The sequence below is a fragment of the Streptomyces arenae genome (genome assembly GCF_022343545.1).
Taxonomy (GTDB): Bacteria; Actinomycetota; Actinomycetes; order Streptomycetales; family Streptomycetaceae; genus Streptomyces; species Streptomyces humi.
Window position 1 is genome coordinate 186,819 of sequence record NZ_JAKQYH010000013.1, and the last position, 15,672, is coordinate 202,490.

Here is a 15,672-nt window from a genome sequence, read left to right on the forward strand (position 1 = left end):
CACTTGCCCCCGTCGGTCCCGTCGTCGTGCGGCTCGGAAGGCGATGTCATCACTCGTACAGAGCGGGTGAGACGCGGCCGCGCAGTGCGTGACCTCGTCCGCCTTCCTTGCCGTGAGTCGTGAACTTCGCCGCCTGCCGGCGGTGGGATCCGAGATCCCGCCCCCACCTCTTGGCTGGAACGGAAGAAGCGTCCCCGCCGTGCTCAGAGTGTTCGCGGGGGAGGACGGAGAGGTGGTCCGGGCGGCACCCTGTGGGTTCGCCCGTCGCGGCCGTGAAGTTGCTGCACGGTGGGTCCGGTGACGACCGCAGGTCGTCAGGCGTTGTCGTTGGAGGGCGCGCCCTTGGTGACGGTCGGGCCGAACTGGCGGACCTGGGGGATCGTCGTGACCATGTGGGCGACGACTCGCTCGCTGAGGCACACGTGCCGGTGCGGGATGTCGCCGGGGAACCGTACGAAGTCTCCCGCTGCCAGGTCGACGGGCTCGGTCAGGGGCCCGGTGCGGAGCTTGCCGGTCACGACGTAGACATGATGAAGCGTGCCCGCGGTGTGGGGCTCCACCGGCCTGGGGTCCTTGTCCCCGCGCTCCAGGCGTAGCATCAGGGTGCGGACGTAGCCCGAGCCGTACGTCTCGTCAAGGATGCGTTCACTCCAGTTGGCCGTGTCCATCCACTCGCCCTCCGACTGCCGCTGGACGTACACGGGCGTGCCCCACTCGGTGAGCAGGCGGCGTGCCGGTACGTCGAGTGCCGTCCCCAGCAGAGAGAGGGTCTCCACGGTCGGGTTTCCCGTCCCCTGCTCGATCTTCGACAGCGTCTGCTTGGACAGGCCGGAGCGTCGGGCGAGTTCCCCCAGTGACATGGCCCGTTCCTGGCGGAACCGCCGTACGTTGCGGGCCACGAGGTCGTTCTCGTGGGCGAGGGTGTCACTTTTAATGTACATACCGTCATTGTTGACGAACGCCGGTTTCGTTCGCATGCTTGTCACGTAAAAGTTGGCAAAGCGTCCAGTAAAAGTGACGCGGCTGCCCCGAAGCCGAGGTGAAAAGATGACTGCCACTCTCGTCGGCCCCTCGCGTGACGACCGAGCAGCCGTCGACAAGGCCATCAGTCTGCTCGTCGCCCTGGGCGACCGCACCAGCGCTGGCACGGGCGTCAGCGAGCTGGCCCGACGAGCTCAGCTGAGCAAGACGACCGCGCACCGCGTCCTCGGGATGCTCGAGCGCAACGGCGTGGTGGAGCGGATCGGGACCGAGTACAGGCTGGGGGAGCGCCTGCACCACCTCGGGCGGGCTGTCTACGCGCCGGGCTCAGAGACCGTCCGCGACCTGCTCCTGCCCTACCTGGCCGATCTGTACGAGGCCACCCGCGAGACCGTCCACCTGTCGGTGCTGCACGATACCCACGTCGTCTACCTGGCGAAACTCTACGGACATCGCAGCGCTCCGGTGCCCTCACGGATCGGCGGCCGGCTCCCCGCACACGCCACCGCGGTCGGCAAGGTCCTGCTGGCCTACGACTCACGGGCCGCTGAACGGGCCATGAGCGAGCCCCTCGGCCGGTACACCCCGCGCACCGTCGCCACTCCGGCGGAACTGGCCGCGGAGCTGGACCGGATCCGCTGTACCGGGGTCGCTTTCGACGACGAGGAGTACCAGCCGGGGCTGGTCTGCGTGGCCGCGCCGGTGCTCGACCGGGGCGGTCTGCCTGTTGCCGCGCTCTCGGTCGCCGGACAGCGCGGCCGCACGGACACCCGGCGGCTGAGCGCGGACGTGCGACGGATCGCCGCGGAGGCGTCCAGGGCCTGGCCCACGCGGAACCGCAGGCCCCGACCGGCCCAGGCCCAGGACCAGGAGGGCTGAGCGGCCGCCCGGCCCAAGGCGTCGGTCCGACGCCGCCGCGGGCGGCCGTGAACGGATTCGTCCGTGGCCGCCCGCAGCCCTTCGCCGCCCCGTGACCGCACCGGCCGGCGCGCCGGGGCCGTCAGGCCGCTGGATCCGCCGCCAGCAGGTCGAGGGCGATGTCGACGATCATGTCCTCCTGCCCGCCGACGAGTCGACGACGGCCGACCTCCAGGAGGATGCTCCGGACGTCGACGCCGTACTGCGCGGAGGCCGCCTCGGCGTGACGCAGGAAACTGGAGTAGACGCCCGCGTAGCCGAGTGTGAGGGTCTCCCGGTCGACCTGGACAGGGCGGTCCTGGAGCGGACGGACGATGTCGTCGGCCGCGTCCTGGAGGGCGAACAGGTCGCAGCCGTGCTTCCACTCGTTCAGGTTCGCCACGGCCACGAACGGCTCGATGGGGCAGTTACCCGCCCCCGCTCCGTGCCCGGCCAGCGAGGCGTCGACCCGGGTGACGCCCTCCTCGACGGCGACGACCGAGTTCGCCACCGCCATCGAGAGGTTCTGGTGGGCGTGGATGCCGATCTGCGTCTCGGGCAGGAGCACGTCCCGGTAGGCGCGGACCCGCTCGCGGACGCCGTCCATGGTGAGCCGGCCGCCCGAGTCGGTGACGTACACGCACTGCGCGCCGTAGGACTCCATGAGCTGGGCCTGCCGGGCGAGTTCGGGGGCGTCGGCCATGTGGCTGAGCATCAGGAACCCCGATACGTCCATGCCCAGTTCGCGTGCGGCGGCGATGTGCTGGGCGGAGACGTCGGCCTCCGTGCAGTGGGTGGCGATACGCACGGAGCGCACCCCGAGGGCGTAGGCCTGCTTCAGCTCGGCGATGGTGCCGATGCCCGGCAGCAGCAGTGTGGTGAGGGTGGCGTGCTCCAGGACGGAGGCGGCGGCCTCGATCCACTCCCAGTCGGTGTTGCTGCCCGGCCCGTAGTTGAGCGAGCCGCCGGCCAGTCCGTCGCCGTGGGCGACCTCGATGGCGTCCACCCCGGCCGCATCCAGGGCGGCGACGATCCGGGTGACGTCGGCGGGGGAGATGCGGTGGCGCACGGCGTGCATGCCGTCCCGCAGGGTGACGTCCTGGATGTAGAGATCGGTGGTCATGCCCGGGCCTCCTGGCGCGCGTGCTGGGCGATGCGTTCGGCGGTGCGCAGGGCGGCCGAGGTCATGATGTCGAGGTTGCCGGCGTAGGCGGGCAGGTAGTGGGCGGCGCCCTCCACCTCCAGGAACACCGACACCCGCGTGGTGACCGGCGGCGAACCGGCGGGCAGCAGCGTGTGCACCGGCTCGTCGGCGGCCAGCGGGGTGAACTGGACGTCCTGCTTGAGCCGGTAGCCCGGCACGTACTTGGCGACCTCGGCGACCATGTCGGCCACCGAGGCGCGGATCGCGTCGTGGTCGGCGTCGCCGACCAGGCAGAACACGGTGTCCCGCATGATCAGCGGCGGCTCGGCCGGGTTTAGGACGATGATGGCCTTGCCGCGGGCGGCCCCGCCCACCGTCTCGATCGCGGACGCGGTGGTCTCGGTGAACTCGTCCAGGTTGGCGCGGGTGCCGGGCCCGGCGGACTTCGAGGCGATGGACGCGACGATCTCCGCGTACGGCACGGGCGTCGTCCGCGCGACCGCGTGCACGATCGGGATGGTGGCCTGGCCGCCGCAGGTCACCATGTTCACGTTGCCGGACGCGAGATGGGCGTCCAGGTTGACCGGCGGCACCGTGAACGGGCCGATCGCGGCCGGGGTGAGGTCGATCAGCGTCTTGCCGTACGGCTCCAGGCGGGCCGCGTTGGCCTTGTGCGCCTTGGCGGAGGTGGCGTCGAAGACGATGTCGATGTCGGCGAAGCCGTCGAGCGCGATCAGGCCCTCGACGCCCTCGTGCGTGGTGGGGACCTTCAGCCGGCGGGCGCGGGCGAGGCCGTCGGAGTCCGGGTCGATGCCGACGAGCGCGGCCATCTCCAGGGTGTCCGAGGTACGGAGGATCTTGATCATCAGGTCGGTTCCGATGTTGCCGGAACCGATGATCGCCACCTTGGTCTTGGTCATACGGAGTCCTTGTCGATGAAGGTCGCGGACACGGTGCCCAGGCCGGAGATTTCCGCGTGGACGCGGTCCCCGGCGGTGACGACGGCCATCGGACCGAGGGCGCCGGAGAGCACCACCTGTCCGGCGCGCAGCGGGTCGCCGAAGGCGTGCGCGGTGCGCGCCAGCCACAGCAGCGCGTTGAGCGGATCGCCCAGGCAGGCCGCGCCGTCGCCCTCGGAGACCTGCGCGCCGTTGACGGCCATGCGCATCGTGGTCTCGCGGGGCTCGAACGCGTCGAGCGTGCGGCGGGCGTCGCCGAGCACGTACAGACCGCTGGAGGCGTTGTCGGCGACGGTGTCGGTGAGGGTGATGTCCCAGCCGGCGATCCGGCTGTCGACGATCTCCAGCGCCGGAGCCGCGTGGGCGACGGCGGCCCGCACGTCCGCCACGGTGAGCTCGTCCGAGTCGAGGTCGGCACCGAGCACGAACGCGATCTCGGCCTCGACCTTGGGCTGGAGCAGCAGACCCGCGGGCACCTCGTGTCCGGAGAGGTCCATGTCGTCGAAGAGGACCCCGAAGTCGGGCTGGTCGACGCCGAGCTGTCGCTGGACCGCGGGGGAGGTGAGGCCGATCTTGCGGCCGGTGACGCGGGCCCCGCCGCCGAGCCGCCGATCCACCAGCAACCGCTGCACGCGGTAGGCCGATTCGAGGTCCCCGGTGCCCAGCAGGTCCCGCACCGGTGCGCACGGGTTGTGTCCTTCGGCGGCTGCCGCCAGCCTGGCGGCAGCCGCCACGATCGCCGCTTCACGCTCGGTCGAGCTCATCGTCCTGCCTCCAACTCCGCGGTGACCACGGCGAACCCGGCGATCCACTCCGGGATCGGCCGGTAGAACCGGGAGGCGAACCGGTAGTCGCCGGCGGCGGCGAGGGAGGCGAACGCGGCGACCCAGGTACGGACCTCGTGCGCCGAGCCGCCGCCCTCCCTGCCCATCCACTCGGTGCGCCACGTGTCGATCTCGGCGAGCCGGGCGCCCGCGAGAGTGTCCAGGACCAGATTGTCCCACTCGGGGTTGATCGGGATCATCGAGCTGGTCCCCGCGGCATAGTCACGACCGGCCTGGATGACGCGCTGCTCGCCCTTGGCCCGCTGCTCGGGCGTGGGCGGGTGCCCGTCGATGAGGGCGTCGGCGACCCGGGGCGGTGCGCCCTCCAGGACGGGCACCGGCGGGTCGTGCGAGAGTCCGCCGGAGGCCAGGAACAGCACCCGCCGGTCCAGGTCCGCCGCCGCCTCGCCGATCGCGGTGCCCAGCGCCCGGACGCGGCTGACCGGCCCGAGCGGGGTGGCGACCCCGTTGACGAAGACCGGGACCACCGGGACGGTGTCGATCCCGCCGAACAGCACCTCCAGCGGCTGCACGAACCCGTGGTCGACCGTCATCCGGGCGGAGACGGTCAGGTCGACACCGCGGTCGAGGACGCCCCTGGCCAGCGCCCGGGCCGCTTCCGTGTCCACGGCGAGTGGGCCGGCGGCGGACCCGAAGTCCCCGACGGCGTGTGCCTCGGTGGCCAGGCAGAAGGGCGGCATCTCCTTGTAGAAGAAGCCGTTGTAGTGGTCCGGCGCGTAGAGGACGACGAGTTCCGGGTCGAAGTCGTGGACGAAGGAGCGGGCCTCCTCGACGGCTTCCGCCACGGCGGTGAGGACGTCGGGGGCGGGGTCGTTCGTCCCGATCAGGGGGGAGTGGGACAGGCCGACGGCGGCGGCGTTCACGAGGGTTCTCCCTGGGGGTGGATGACGAGCTTGCCGGTGAGCCGTCCGTCGATCATGAGCTGGAAGCCCTTGTGGATCTCTGTGAGCGGCAGCGTACGGTCGATCACCGGGCGCACTCCGGTGGCGTCCATGAGCTTGAGCAGCGACACCAGTTCGCCGCGGGTGCAGCCGGTGGAGCCGAGGATGCGCTGCTGGAGGTAGAAGACCCGGCCGAGGTCGGCGGGCGGGTTGGTGCCGGAGGTGGCCCCGGCGATCACGACGGTGCCGCCCGGCCGCAGCGACTTCAGCGAGTGCGACCAGGTCGCCTCACCTACGGTCTCGACCACCACGTCCACCCGCTCCGGCAGCCGCTCACCGGTGGCCACGGCGGCCCGCGCGCCCCAGGACAGGGCCTGCTCGCGCTTGTCCTGGCTGCGGCTGGTGGCGTAGACCACGGCGCCCGCGGCGACCGCGAGCTTGATCGCGGCCGAGGCCACTCCACCGCCGGCGCCCTGCACCAGGACCCGGTCGCCGGCCCGGATGCCGGCCTGGGTGAACAGCATCCGGTATGCGGTGCCCCAGGCGACAGGGAGGCACGCGGCCTCGTCGAAGGTGAGCCAGGACGGCTTGGGGACGAGATTGCGGGTGGGGACGGACAGGTACTCGGCGAAGGCGCCGTCGTGCTGCTCGGAGAGCAGGGCACGGCCCGGATCCAGGGTCTCGTCGCCCAGCCCGGCGTCCGGGTCGGCGATCACCGGGTGGACGAGCACCTCGTTGCCGTCCTCGTCGTACCCGGCGGCGTCGCAGCCCAGGACGACGGGCAGCCGCTCGGGCGGGTGGCCCACGCCGCGCAGGGTCCACAGGTCGTGCATGTTCAGCGACGAGGCGACGACCCGGACCAGGGACCAGCCGGGCTTCGGCTCGGGCTTGGGAACGTCCCCGATCACGAGCCCGGACAGGGGGTCGGACGCGCTCTGGGAGACGGCGGTTGCAGCAAGCATGTCCTCACGTTCGCCTTCGAGGCGGGCCCGCCGACAGCTCGTGTTCCGTTCTGCGGAACGACGGTTGGAACCGCTCTGACCTGCTGCTGTTGCCTGAGGGCATGACCTCGATCGAACCCCATGGCGCGGCCACCCCGGCCCCGAGCGGGGCCCTGCGGCGCCCGGCCGGACTGGCCCCCACCCTCGACGTCTCCGGGCTCGTCGACACCGAGGGCGGGCTGCTGGACCGCGTGATCTTCACCGACCAGGACCTGTACAAGCAGGAGCTGCGCCGCGTCTTCGCGTCCAGCTGGCTCTTCCTGGCGCACACCGACCAGTTCCACAAGCCCGGCGACTTCTTCACCACGTACATGGGCGAGGACCCGGTCATCGTCACCCTCGACCGCGACCGCCGGATCCGCGCGTACCTGAACTCCTGCCGGCATCGCGGCGCCCGCGTGTGCCGTGCCGACTTCGGTACCACCCGCAACTTCACCTGCACCTACCACGGCTGGTCCTTCAACCTGGACGGCTCCCTGGTGAGCGTGCCGAACAAGGACGGCTACCCTGCCGACTTCGACGAGACGAAGTGGGGACTGGTCGAGGTCCCGCACGTGGAGAGCTACCACGGGCTGGTCTTCGGCACCTGGAACCCGGACGCGGTCCCGCTGCGCGAGTCGCTCGGCGACATGGCCTGGTACATGGACGCCATGCTCGACCACGACGACCAGGGCACGGTCGTCGTCGGCGGCGTCCACAAGTGGGTCCTGGAGGGCAACTGGAAGCTGGCGGCGGAGCAGTTCGCCACCGACTGGTACCACGTGAACATGAGCCACGCCTCGGCGCTCATGGTGCTCTCGCCGGCCGGCAAGAAGCCCAAGGACGAGGTCGTGCACCGTACCGGCCGTCAGTACTCCGACGTGAACGGCAACGGCGCCGGCTTCCCGGTCCACCCGAGGAACCGCTTCGACGCCCAGACCGTGCACAAGTGGACGGACTACGATGCCCTGCGCGAGCGCCTCGGCGAGGCCCGCGTCGAGGGGCCGCTGACCAACGGCCATGCCACGGTCTTCCCCAACTTCTCCTACCTCCCCGTCAACGGCTCCATCCGGGTCTGGCACCCCAAGGGCCCGGACCGGATGGAGGTGTGGGCCTGGACGATCGTCGACAAGTCCATGCCGGAAGAGGTCCGCGAGGCCCAGCGCCTGTACAACCTGCGCACGTTCGGACCCAGCGGGATCTTCGAGCAGGACGACGGCGAGAACTGGTCCGAGGTGCAGGCCGTCGCGAACGGCTTCATCACCAACGGCGTGGCCCTCAACTACCAGATGGGCCTGGGCTCGGAGCGCGAGGACGGCCGTCACCCCGGAACCACCAGCGAGCTGTACAGCGACGCCGCCGGACGGGCCTTCTACGGCCGCTGGCGCGAGCTGATGAACACCCCCGCATGGCACGAGGAGCAAGCATGAGCGACGGCAACGGCATCCGGGTAGCGGCCCTGGCCGACATCCCGCAGGGCGAGGGCATCGCCGTCGACAAGGCGATCACCGGCACCGCCGACAACATCGCCCTGCTGCGCGACACCGACGACAGCGTCTACGCGCTGGACGACACGTGCACCCATGAGACCGCCTCGCTCGCCGAGGGCTGGGTCGAGGACGGCTTCGTCGAATGCCCCCTGCACTCCAGCAAGTTCTGCCTGAAGAGCGGTGAGGTCCAGGGCCTGCCGGCGACGAAGAACGCCTGCCCGCACCGGGTCGAGGTCCGCGACGGCGAGGTCTGGCTCTTCCCCGGGGAGCAGCCGTGAGCGTCGTGATCGTCGGCGGCGGCATCGCGGGCGTCAGCACCGCCGCAGCCCTGCGCTCCCAGGGCTACGACGGCGAGGTCACCCTCGTCGACGGGGGCGAGTTTCCCTACGACCGCCCGCCGCTGTCGAAGGACTTCCTGTCCGGCGCCAGGACCCTGGAACAGATCGCCCTCCAGCCCCCGTCCTGGTACGACGACCAGCGCGTGCGCCTCGTCAACCGCACCACCGTCACCGCGCTGCGGCCCGCCGAGGGCAAGCTGGAACTCTCCGACGGCACCCTGCTGCCGGCCGACCGCGTCGTCCTCGCCACCGGTGCCGGCGCCGCCCGCCCGCCGATCCCCGGCGCCGACAGCCCGCGCGTCCATGTGCTGCGCACCGCCGAGGACGCCGACCGGCTCCGGACCGCACTGGTGCCCGGCGCCCGTCTCCTGGTCGTCGGCGCGGGGCTGATCGGCGCGGAGAGCGCCTCCACGGCCGTACGCCTGGGCTGCGAGGTCACCCTCGTCGACCCGCTGGCCGTACCGCTCGCCGCCGTCCTCGGGCCCGAACTCGCCGCATGGGTGCACGGCCTGCACCCCCGCAACGGCGTCACAACCCGGCAGACGGTGGTGGAGGCCTTCACCGACCTCGGTGCCACCGGGATCCAGGCCCAGTTCGCCGACGGCGGCCCGGCGCACACCTACGACGCCGTCCTGCTCGGCGTCGGCATGGTGCCGCACACCACGCTCGCCGAGCGGGCCGGACTCGCGGTCGACCGGGGCATCCTGGTGGACACCGGGCAGGTGACGTCCAACCCGGCCGTCCTCGCGGTCGGCGACCCGGCACGCACCCGGCGGAGCGACGGTGTGCTCCTGCCCCGCGCCGAGCACTGGGAGGCGGCCCAGCACGACGGAGCCCGCGCGGCGGCGACCATCCTCGGAAGGCCGCTGCCGGAGACTACGGCCTCCTGGTTCTGGACCTACCGGCACGGCCTGCACATCGAGGGCGTCGGCCACCTGGAGTCCGCCGCGCACACCGTTGTCCGCGGCTCCTACGACGACCCGTCCTTCGCCGTGTTCGGTCTGCGCGACGGACTCGTGGTCGCCGCGGCCGCCGTCGACGACGCCGCCGCCGTGCGTGCGGCCCGCCGCCTGATCGACCGGCGCATCCCGGCTGATCCCGGCCGTCTCGCCGACCCGTCCGTCAACCTCCGCTCGTTGCTGCGGGGCTGACCGTGCCGCACACCGGAACCGTCCAGGGCCACCCCGACGCGCAGAAGGGACCGAACGACACCGTGAGCGCCAGCACCTCCCGCGCCGGAGCACGGGCCGACCTCGACATTCACTTCGAGGTCGAGCAGTTCTACTACGAGGAGGCCGATCTCCTCGACGAAGGCCGCTACACCGACTGGCTGGACCTGCTCGCCGACGACCTCGACTACTGGATGCCGACCCGCACCAACCGGCTGCGCCGCCAGCAGGCGCTGTCGGTGGCCGCTCGGGGCGAGGCCGCCTTCTACGACGAGACGAAGGAGAGCCTGGCCTGGCGGATCCGCCGCTTCGACTCCGGCATGGCCTGGGCCGAGGACCCGCCTTCCCGCACCCGGCACCTGGTCACCAACGTGCTGGTCCGGCACGTCGACCCGGAGGACAATCCCGACTTCAGCGCCGACGACCTGCACGTCCGCTCGGCCTTCCTCGTCTACCGCAACCGCCTGGAGCGCGAGGAGAACGTGTTCGCCGGCGGCCGTACCGACATCCTGCGCCGCACGCCGGACGGCCTGCGCGTGGCGCGCCGGACCGTCCTGCTGGACCAGAACATCCTGCTGGCCAAGAACATCTCCACCTTCTTCTGACCTTTCCGACGGGACGTGTCGTGACCGACCTCGAACTCAAGCAACACCGTGTGGCCACCTCGCTCGGCGAGATCGCCGTGGCCGAAGCCGGTGAGGGGCCCGTGCTGGTGATGCTGCACGGCGGCGGCCCGGGGGCCTCCGGTGTGAGCAACTACCACCAGAATCTCGCGGCTCTGACCCGGTACTTCCGGGTGGTCCTGCCCGACCAGCCCGGTTTCGGGGGCAGCTACCGCCCGACCGAGGCCGACCTGGACGAGCGGTCCATCACCAAGATCACCGTCGACGCCCTTTACCAGGCCCTGGACTCTCTCGGTATCGACACCTTCCACCTGCTCGGCAACAGCCTCGGCGGCGCCGCCGCCATCGCCATGGCCCAGGAGCGGCCGGAGCGGGTGACACGAGTGGTGCTGATGGCGCCCGGCGGCGGCTGGCTGCCCTTCGGGCCCACCCCGACCGAGGGCCAGAAGGAGATGTTCCGCTACTACAACGGGACCGGCCCCAGCGAGAAGAAGATGGGCGCGTTCATCCGCACCATGGTCTTCGACCACAAGCAGTTCGGCCGCGACGTGGTCAAGGCCCGCTACGAGGCCTCCCTCGACGACAGCCACATCGCCTTCTACCACCTCTACAACGCGGCCTTCGCCAAGCGCGGCGGCATGGACCCGCTCTGGCGCGATCTGCACAAGATCAAGGCACCGACCCTGCTCCTGTGGGGCCGGGACGACCGCACCATCACCCTCGACGGCGCCCAGCTCATGCTCAAGCAGATTCGCGACGTCCAACTGCATGTCTTCGGCCGCTGCGGCCACTGGGTGCAGCTGGAACGCGCCCGCGAGTTCGAGCGCCTGGTCACCGGCTTCCTCGCCGAGAGCCAGGAGCGGGCGTGAGCGGCGGCTGGCTGGAGGGCTACAGCGCCCTGATCACCGGCGGCGGATCCGGCATCGGCCGCGCGGTCGCCGAACGCTTCGTGGCCGAGGGCGCCTCCGTCACGGTCATCGGCCGGGACAAGAAGCGCCTCGACGAGGTCGCCGCGGCCTCCCCTGCGCCCGACCGCTTCCACACCGTCGCCGCCGACGTACGCGACTCCGACGCCCTGCACGCCGCTGTCGCCGCCACCGTGGAGCGCTTCGGCAAGCTCGACACCCTGGTCGCCAACGCGGGGGTGTGGGACTACCAGCGCCAGCTCACCCGCCTGTCGGGCCGGGAACTCGACTCCGCCTTCGACGAGATCTTCTCCGTCAACGTCAAGGGCTACGTGCTCGCGGCGGAGGCGGCCTGGCCGGAACTGGTCAAGACGCGTGGCAGCATCGTCATGACGCTGTCCAACGCCTCCTTCTACGTCAACGGCGGCGGCCCCCTCTACACCGCCAGCAAGCACGCCTGCCTCGGTCTGATGAAGGAGCTGGCCTACGAGCTGGCCCCCAAGGTCCGGGTCAACGGCGTCGCCTGCGGCGGCATGAACACTGACCTGCGCGGCCCCCAGTCCCTCGACCTGAACGACCGCTCCCTGTCGGCCTCGTTCGCGAAGAAGAGCCCGGACGCCCCGCCGCCCCCCATTCCCCTGCACGACTCCAGCACCGACCCGCGCGACTTCACCGGTTCGTACGTCCTGCTGGCCGCTCGCGAGCAGAGCGGCCCCATCACGGGTCAGGCGATCTCCGTCGACGGCGGGATCGGCGTCCGTGGCTTCGCCACCGCCGCCGGCGGCGACCACCTCTGACCTCGACGAGGAGCCCACCGTGACCACGCCCCACCCGCACAACTCCGGCCTCGGAGTCGACCTGAACCCGGCCGCGGCCGTCGCCCGCAACGCCCGGTACCACGCGGACACCGTCGTCCTCGACTACCCGGGCGGCGACCTCACCTACGCGGAACTCGACGACAAGTCCGCCCGTCTCGCGACCGTCCTCGCTGACGGCGGCACCCGCGACGGCGCCCGCGTCGCCTACCTGGGCCTCAACAGCACCGCCTTCTTCGTCACCATGCTCGCCGCCTTCCGGATCGGCGCACTGTTCGTCCCGGTGAACTTCCGGCTCGCCGACCCGGAACTCGCCCAGGTCCTGGAGAGCAGCGGCTCCCGGATCATCGTCTGCGAGGAAGGCCATCGAGCGAGCGTCGACCGGGTGCGTGACAAGACCTCCCTGAGCCGCCTCCTGCTGGTCGACGACGACCCCGAGGTGCCGGCCGGCGCACCGGACGGCGACTGGGAGCCCTGGGCCGCGCTGATCGCCGCCGCCGGACCCACCGCGGCCGTCACCGCCAAGCACGCCGACGACCCGGCCATCCTGATGTTCACCTCCGGCACCACCGGAACCCCCAAGGGCGTCGTCCTCACCCACGGCAACGCCTGGTGGAACTCGGTCAACGTCGAACTCCACCTCGACACCCGGCGGGGCGACACCACCTACGCCGCCGCGCCCCTGTTCCACATCGGCGCCCTCAACAGTTTCGCCCTGCGCATCCTCACCCGCGGCGGCACGGTCGCCGTACGCCGCACCTTCGAACCCCAGGCCTGCGCCGACGACCTCGTGCGCCTGAAGGCCAACTCGATGTTCGGCGTGCCCCAGATGTTCAACGCGCTCGCCCGGGTTCCCGGCTTCTTCGACCACGACCTCGGCCACCTGCGGGCCGTCGTGGTCGCGGGCGCCCCGGTCGCGCCGTCCCTGGTCCGGCAGTTCGCCGACCGCGGTCTGCTGCTCCAGCAGGCGTGGGGGCTGACCGAGACCGCGCCGTTCGCCACTCACCTCCCGGCCGAGCGCACCCTCGACAAGGCCGGCTCGGCGGGCATCCCCATGCCGTACACCCAGGTCAGAGTGGTCGACGTGCTCAGCAACGAGCCCGTCGAGCCGAACACGCGGGGCGAGATCGTGGTCCGGGGCCCCAACGTGGCGGCCGGCTACTGGAACAATGCCGATGCGACCACGGCCGCGTACGACGCCGAGGGCTGGTTCCACTCCGGTGACATCGGCTACCTCGACGAGGACGGCTGTCTCTACGTCGTGGACCGCCTCAAAGACATGATCATCAGCGGCGGCGAGAACGTCTACCCCGCCGAGGTCGAGCACGCGCTCGCGACCATGCCGGGCGTCCTGGACGTGGCCGTGGTGGGGGTGCCGGACCCGCAGTGGGGTGAGACCGTCGCCGCGGTGGTCACGGTCGCCCCGGACACCCGGATCACCCTCGACGACGTGCGCGACCACGCGGCCCGCCACCTGGCCCGGTACAAGCTCCCGCGCCGCCTGAAGATCGTCGAGACCATGCCGCGCAACGGCTCCGGCAAGCTCAACAAGCCTGCCATTCGGCAGGTCGCCGCCGAGAAGGAGTGACATGATCCCGGTACCGCACCTGCCCGAGGTCCACCTACCCCCGCCGTGGTCGGCCCGGGCCACCCGGCTCGGCCGCCACTCCCAGGAGCTGTGGACGACGGGCCAGCCGGGCGGTGTCCGGATCCAGCTGGAGCGCTGTGCCGTCGGCCGGTTCCGCGACGCCTACCCGGTGGGCCTGCACGACATCGAGATCCGGGCGGACGACCTCGCCGACCACGCGCTCGGCGAGATGCTGACCGTCCTCACCGCTGCCCTGGGCGCCGCCGACCCCCGGTGCCGCCGCCTGGTGCTGGCGGCCCCTGCCGCCGACGGCCCGCGCATCGCCGCCGCTGAGACCGCGGGCTTTCGCCAGGTCGTCGACGTGGACCTCGGCTCCGCCGAACTCACCCTGCTGACCTGGGAACCGGCCTGGGTCACCCGGTGCGACCCCGATCTCGACCGGGTCCCCGGCGCCTGACCATATGGACGGGCCCGTCGCCGTGCCCGTCCTCGGAAAGAGGACATCCATGCACCAGCCCACCGCCTCATGGATCCGCCACCACGCCCGGCGCGTCCCGGACCGGACTGCGCTCGTCGATCTGGACACGGGCCGGACCACCTCGTACGCCGCACTCGCCGCACGGGTGGACTCACTCGCGCACTCCCTCACCGTGAACGGAGTGGGCCGGGGGAGCCGGGTCGCGGTGCTGTCCCGCAACGACCCGCGCCTCTTCGAGGTCCTGTACGCGTGCGCTGCCATCGGTGCCGTGATGGTGCCGCTCAACTGGCGACTGACCGCCTCGGAACTCGCCGCGATCGTCGCGGACGCCGAGCCCACCGTCCTGTTGCACGACGCCCCAGGCAGCGAGGTGGCCGCCCGGATCGCGGCCGGGACGCCGGTGCCGACCGTACTCGGCTGGACCGACCGAAAGGCGGCCCCCGACCCCTACGAGGAGTGGGCCACCGCACCGCTGCCGCCCGGTTGGACGGCGGCGCGAGTCGAGGAGGACGCGGTGTGGGCGATCATCTACACCTCCGGCACCACCGGCCGTCCCAAAGGCGTCCAGATCACCCACCGGTCCATGCTCGCGAGCATGCTCGGCATCCTGGTCGCCCACGGCGTCTCCGGTGCCTCCCGGGCGCTCACCGTACTGCCCCTCTTCCACGTGGCCGGACTCAACCTCTTCGCCAACCCCGTGCTGTACGCCGGCGGCACCGTCGTGGTGGCCCGTGCCTTCGACGCGGCGACCACCCTGGCCCTGCTCACCGACACCGGCACCCCGGTCACGCACTTCTGCGGGGTACCGGCGAACTACCAGTTCATGCAGCAGCTCCCGGACTTCGACTCCGCCGAGTTGCGTCCCTTCACGGCGGTGGTCGGTGGCTCCCCGGTGCCGTCCGCGCTGCTGGGCCACTGGAAGGAACTCGGTGTCCCGCTCACGCCAGTCTTCGGCATCACCGAGGCAGGCGCCTGCGTCACCAGCGTGCCCCCGGACCACGATGCCGCCCCCGGCGTCATCGGCATCCCGACCCTGTACGCCCGTTGCCGGGTACGGACCTCGGACGGCGTGGACGCGGCCCCCGGCCAGACCGGCGAGCTGCAGGTCAACGGTCCGCTGGTAACCCCCGGGTACTGGCGCGCACCCGAGGCCACCGCCGAGGCCTTCACCGCCGACGGCTGGCTGCGCACCGGCGACGCGGCGGCCGTCACCGAGGACGGCATGCTCGTCCTGGTCGACCGCTGGAAGGACATGTACATCTCCGGTGGGGAGAACGTGTACCCCGCCGAGGTGGAGAACGTCCTGCACGAGCATCCCGAGGTGTCGCAGGCGGCGGTCGTCGGCACCCCGCACGCCCGCTGGGGCGAGTCGGGCGCCGCCTTCGTCGTACCGGTGAAGGGCACCGAGCCGCGTCCGGACGACCTGGTGCGGTGGTGCAAGGAGCACCTGGCCGCCTACAAGGTGCCGGCTTCGGTGACCGTCGTCGACGACCTGCCCCGCAACGCCACGGGCAAAGTCCTCAAAGCGCCGTTGCGCGAGCGCGCGGCGCACCGCGTCAACCCCTGACAGGAGGCAGAC

The 15,672-nt window shown here is 71.5% G+C and carries 16 protein-coding genes; 10 read left to right on the plus strand and 6 right to left on the minus strand.

What is annotated here, in order from left to right; genetic code table 11:
• Positions 1–314 precede the first annotated feature (314 nt).
• Positions 315–941 carry a helix-turn-helix domain-containing protein gene (locus MB828_RS07410; RefSeq protein ID WP_301647452.1) on the minus strand — a complete coding sequence of 209 codons (627 nt, stop codon included), beginning with the start codon at positions 939–941 and terminating at the stop codon, positions 315–317.
• Between the two features lie 106 nt (positions 942–1,047).
• On the opposite strand from MB828_RS07410, the gene MB828_RS07415 reads away from it, so the two are divergent.
• Positions 1,048–1,860, plus strand: a complete 813-nt coding sequence (locus MB828_RS07415) for an IclR family transcriptional regulator (protein ID WP_301647453.1) — start codon at positions 1,048–1,050, stop codon at positions 1,858–1,860.
• Between the two features lie 121 nt (positions 1,861–1,981).
• Here the strand turns inward: MB828_RS07415 and dmpG are convergent, their stop codons facing one another.
• Genes dmpG through MB828_RS07440 form a run of 5 tightly spaced genes read right to left on the minus strand, consistent with a single transcriptional unit; the run spans position 1,982 to position 6,669 of the window.
• Entirely contained in the window at positions 1,982–3,001 is a 1,020-nt protein-coding gene (gene dmpG, locus MB828_RS07420; protein WP_301647454.1) for a 4-hydroxy-2-oxovalerate aldolase, read from the minus strand.
• Complete coding sequence (locus MB828_RS07425) at positions 2,998–3,942, minus strand: acetaldehyde dehydrogenase (acetylating) (protein WP_301647455.1); 945 nt, start codon at positions 3,940–3,942, stop codon at positions 2,998–3,000. Before MB828_RS07425 ends, dmpG begins: the two co-directional genes overlap by 4 nt.
• Positions 3,939–4,745 (minus strand): 2-keto-4-pentenoate hydratase, encoded by an 807-nt coding sequence (locus MB828_RS07430; RefSeq protein ID WP_301647456.1) that lies wholly within the window; start codon positions 4,743–4,745, stop codon positions 3,939–3,941. The genes MB828_RS07425 and MB828_RS07430 overlap by 4 nt, the downstream gene beginning before the upstream one ends.
• Positions 4,742–5,689 carry a 3-carboxyethylcatechol 2,3-dioxygenase gene (locus MB828_RS07435; RefSeq protein ID WP_301647457.1) on the minus strand — a complete coding sequence of 316 codons (948 nt, stop codon included), beginning with the start codon at positions 5,687–5,689 and terminating at the stop codon, positions 4,742–4,744. Before MB828_RS07435 ends, MB828_RS07430 begins: the two co-directional genes overlap by 4 nt.
• Positions 5,686–6,669 carry a zinc-binding dehydrogenase gene (locus tag MB828_RS07440; RefSeq protein WP_301647458.1) on the minus strand — a complete coding sequence of 328 codons (984 nt, stop codon included), beginning with the start codon at positions 6,667–6,669 and terminating at the stop codon, positions 5,686–5,688. The genes MB828_RS07435 and MB828_RS07440 overlap by 4 nt, the downstream gene beginning before the upstream one ends.
• 101 nt (positions 6,670–6,770) lie before the next feature.
• Here MB828_RS07440 and MB828_RS07445 point away from each other — a divergent pair, with 101 nt between their 5' ends.
• The 9 genes from MB828_RS07445 to MB828_RS07485 are packed head-to-tail and all read left to right on the plus strand — an operon-like array spanning position 6,771 to position 15,660.
• Positions 6,771–8,117: an SRPBCC family protein gene (locus tag MB828_RS07445; protein WP_301647459.1), complete on the plus strand. Its 1,347-nt coding sequence runs from the start codon at positions 6,771–6,773 to the stop codon at positions 8,115–8,117.
• The gene (locus tag MB828_RS07450) at positions 8,114–8,455 is read left to right on the plus strand and encodes a non-heme iron oxygenase ferredoxin subunit (RefSeq protein ID WP_301647460.1); all 342 of its coding nucleotides are present in this window, start codon (positions 8,114–8,116) and stop codon (positions 8,453–8,455) included. Before MB828_RS07445 ends, MB828_RS07450 begins: the two co-directional genes overlap by 4 nt.
• Entirely contained in the window at positions 8,452–9,666 is a 1,215-nt protein-coding gene (locus tag MB828_RS07455; protein WP_301647461.1) for an NAD(P)/FAD-dependent oxidoreductase, read from the plus strand. The genes MB828_RS07450 and MB828_RS07455 overlap by 4 nt, the downstream gene beginning before the upstream one ends.
• 2 nt (positions 9,667–9,668) lie before the next feature.
• The gene (locus MB828_RS07460; protein WP_301647462.1) at positions 9,669–10,289 is read left to right on the plus strand and encodes a 3-phenylpropionate/cinnamic acid dioxygenase subunit beta; all 621 of its coding nucleotides are present in this window, start codon (positions 9,669–9,671) and stop codon (positions 10,287–10,289) included.
• A 20-nt stretch (positions 10,290–10,309) separates the two neighbouring features.
• Positions 10,310–11,176, plus strand: coding sequence for an alpha/beta fold hydrolase (locus MB828_RS07465; RefSeq protein ID WP_301647463.1), 867 nt, complete (start codon positions 10,310–10,312; stop codon positions 11,174–11,176).
• Positions 11,173–12,009: a 3-(cis-5,6-dihydroxycyclohexa-1,3-dien-1-yl)propanoate dehydrogenase gene (hcaB, locus tag MB828_RS07470; protein ID WP_301647464.1), complete on the plus strand. Its 837-nt coding sequence runs from the start codon at positions 11,173–11,175 to the stop codon at positions 12,007–12,009. Before MB828_RS07465 ends, hcaB begins: the two co-directional genes overlap by 4 nt.
• Positions 12,010–12,028: 19 nt before the next feature.
• Entirely contained in the window at positions 12,029–13,615 is a 1,587-nt protein-coding gene (locus MB828_RS07475; RefSeq protein WP_301647465.1) for an AMP-binding protein, read from the plus strand.
• Between the two features lies 1 nt (position 13,616).
• Positions 13,617–14,072 (plus strand): hypothetical protein, encoded by a 456-nt coding sequence (locus MB828_RS07480; protein WP_301647466.1) that lies wholly within the window; start codon positions 13,617–13,619, stop codon positions 14,070–14,072.
• A 49-nt stretch (positions 14,073–14,121) separates the two neighbouring features.
• Positions 14,122–15,660 (plus strand): AMP-binding protein, encoded by a 1,539-nt coding sequence (locus MB828_RS07485; RefSeq protein ID WP_301647467.1) that lies wholly within the window; start codon positions 14,122–14,124, stop codon positions 15,658–15,660.
• The last annotated feature ends 12 nt before the right edge of the window (positions 15,661–15,672 follow it).

Coding starts and splice junctions, on each gene's coding strand:
- MB828_RS07410 (WP_301647452.1), bottom strand. CDS start 941: ATGTACATTAAAAGTGACACCCTCGCCCACGAGAACGACCTCGTGGCC.
- MB828_RS07485 (WP_301647467.1), top strand. CDS start 14,122: ATGCACCAGCCCACCGCCTCATGGATCCGCCACCACGCCCGGCGCGTC.
- MB828_RS07425 (WP_301647455.1), bottom strand. CDS start 3,942: ATGACCAAGACCAAGGTGGCGATCATCGGTTCCGGCAACATCGGAACC.
- MB828_RS07480 (WP_301647466.1), top strand. CDS start 13,617: ATGATCCCGGTACCGCACCTGCCCGAGGTCCACCTACCCCCGCCGTGG.
- MB828_RS07440 (WP_301647458.1), bottom strand. CDS start 6,669: ATGCTTGCTGCAACCGCCGTCTCCCAGAGCGCGTCCGACCCCCTGTCC.
- MB828_RS07450 (WP_301647460.1), top strand. CDS start 8,114: ATGAGCGACGGCAACGGCATCCGGGTAGCGGCCCTGGCCGACATCCCG.
- MB828_RS07430 (WP_301647456.1), bottom strand. CDS start 4,745: ATGAGCTCGACCGAGCGTGAAGCGGCGATCGTGGCGGCTGCCGCCAGG.
- dmpG (WP_301647454.1), bottom strand. CDS start 3,001: ATGACCACCGATCTCTACATCCAGGACGTCACCCTGCGGGACGGCATG.
- MB828_RS07415 (WP_301647453.1), top strand. CDS start 1,048: ATGACTGCCACTCTCGTCGGCCCCTCGCGTGACGACCGAGCAGCCGTC.
- MB828_RS07445 (WP_301647459.1), top strand. CDS start 6,771: ATGACCTCGATCGAACCCCATGGCGCGGCCACCCCGGCCCCGAGCGGG.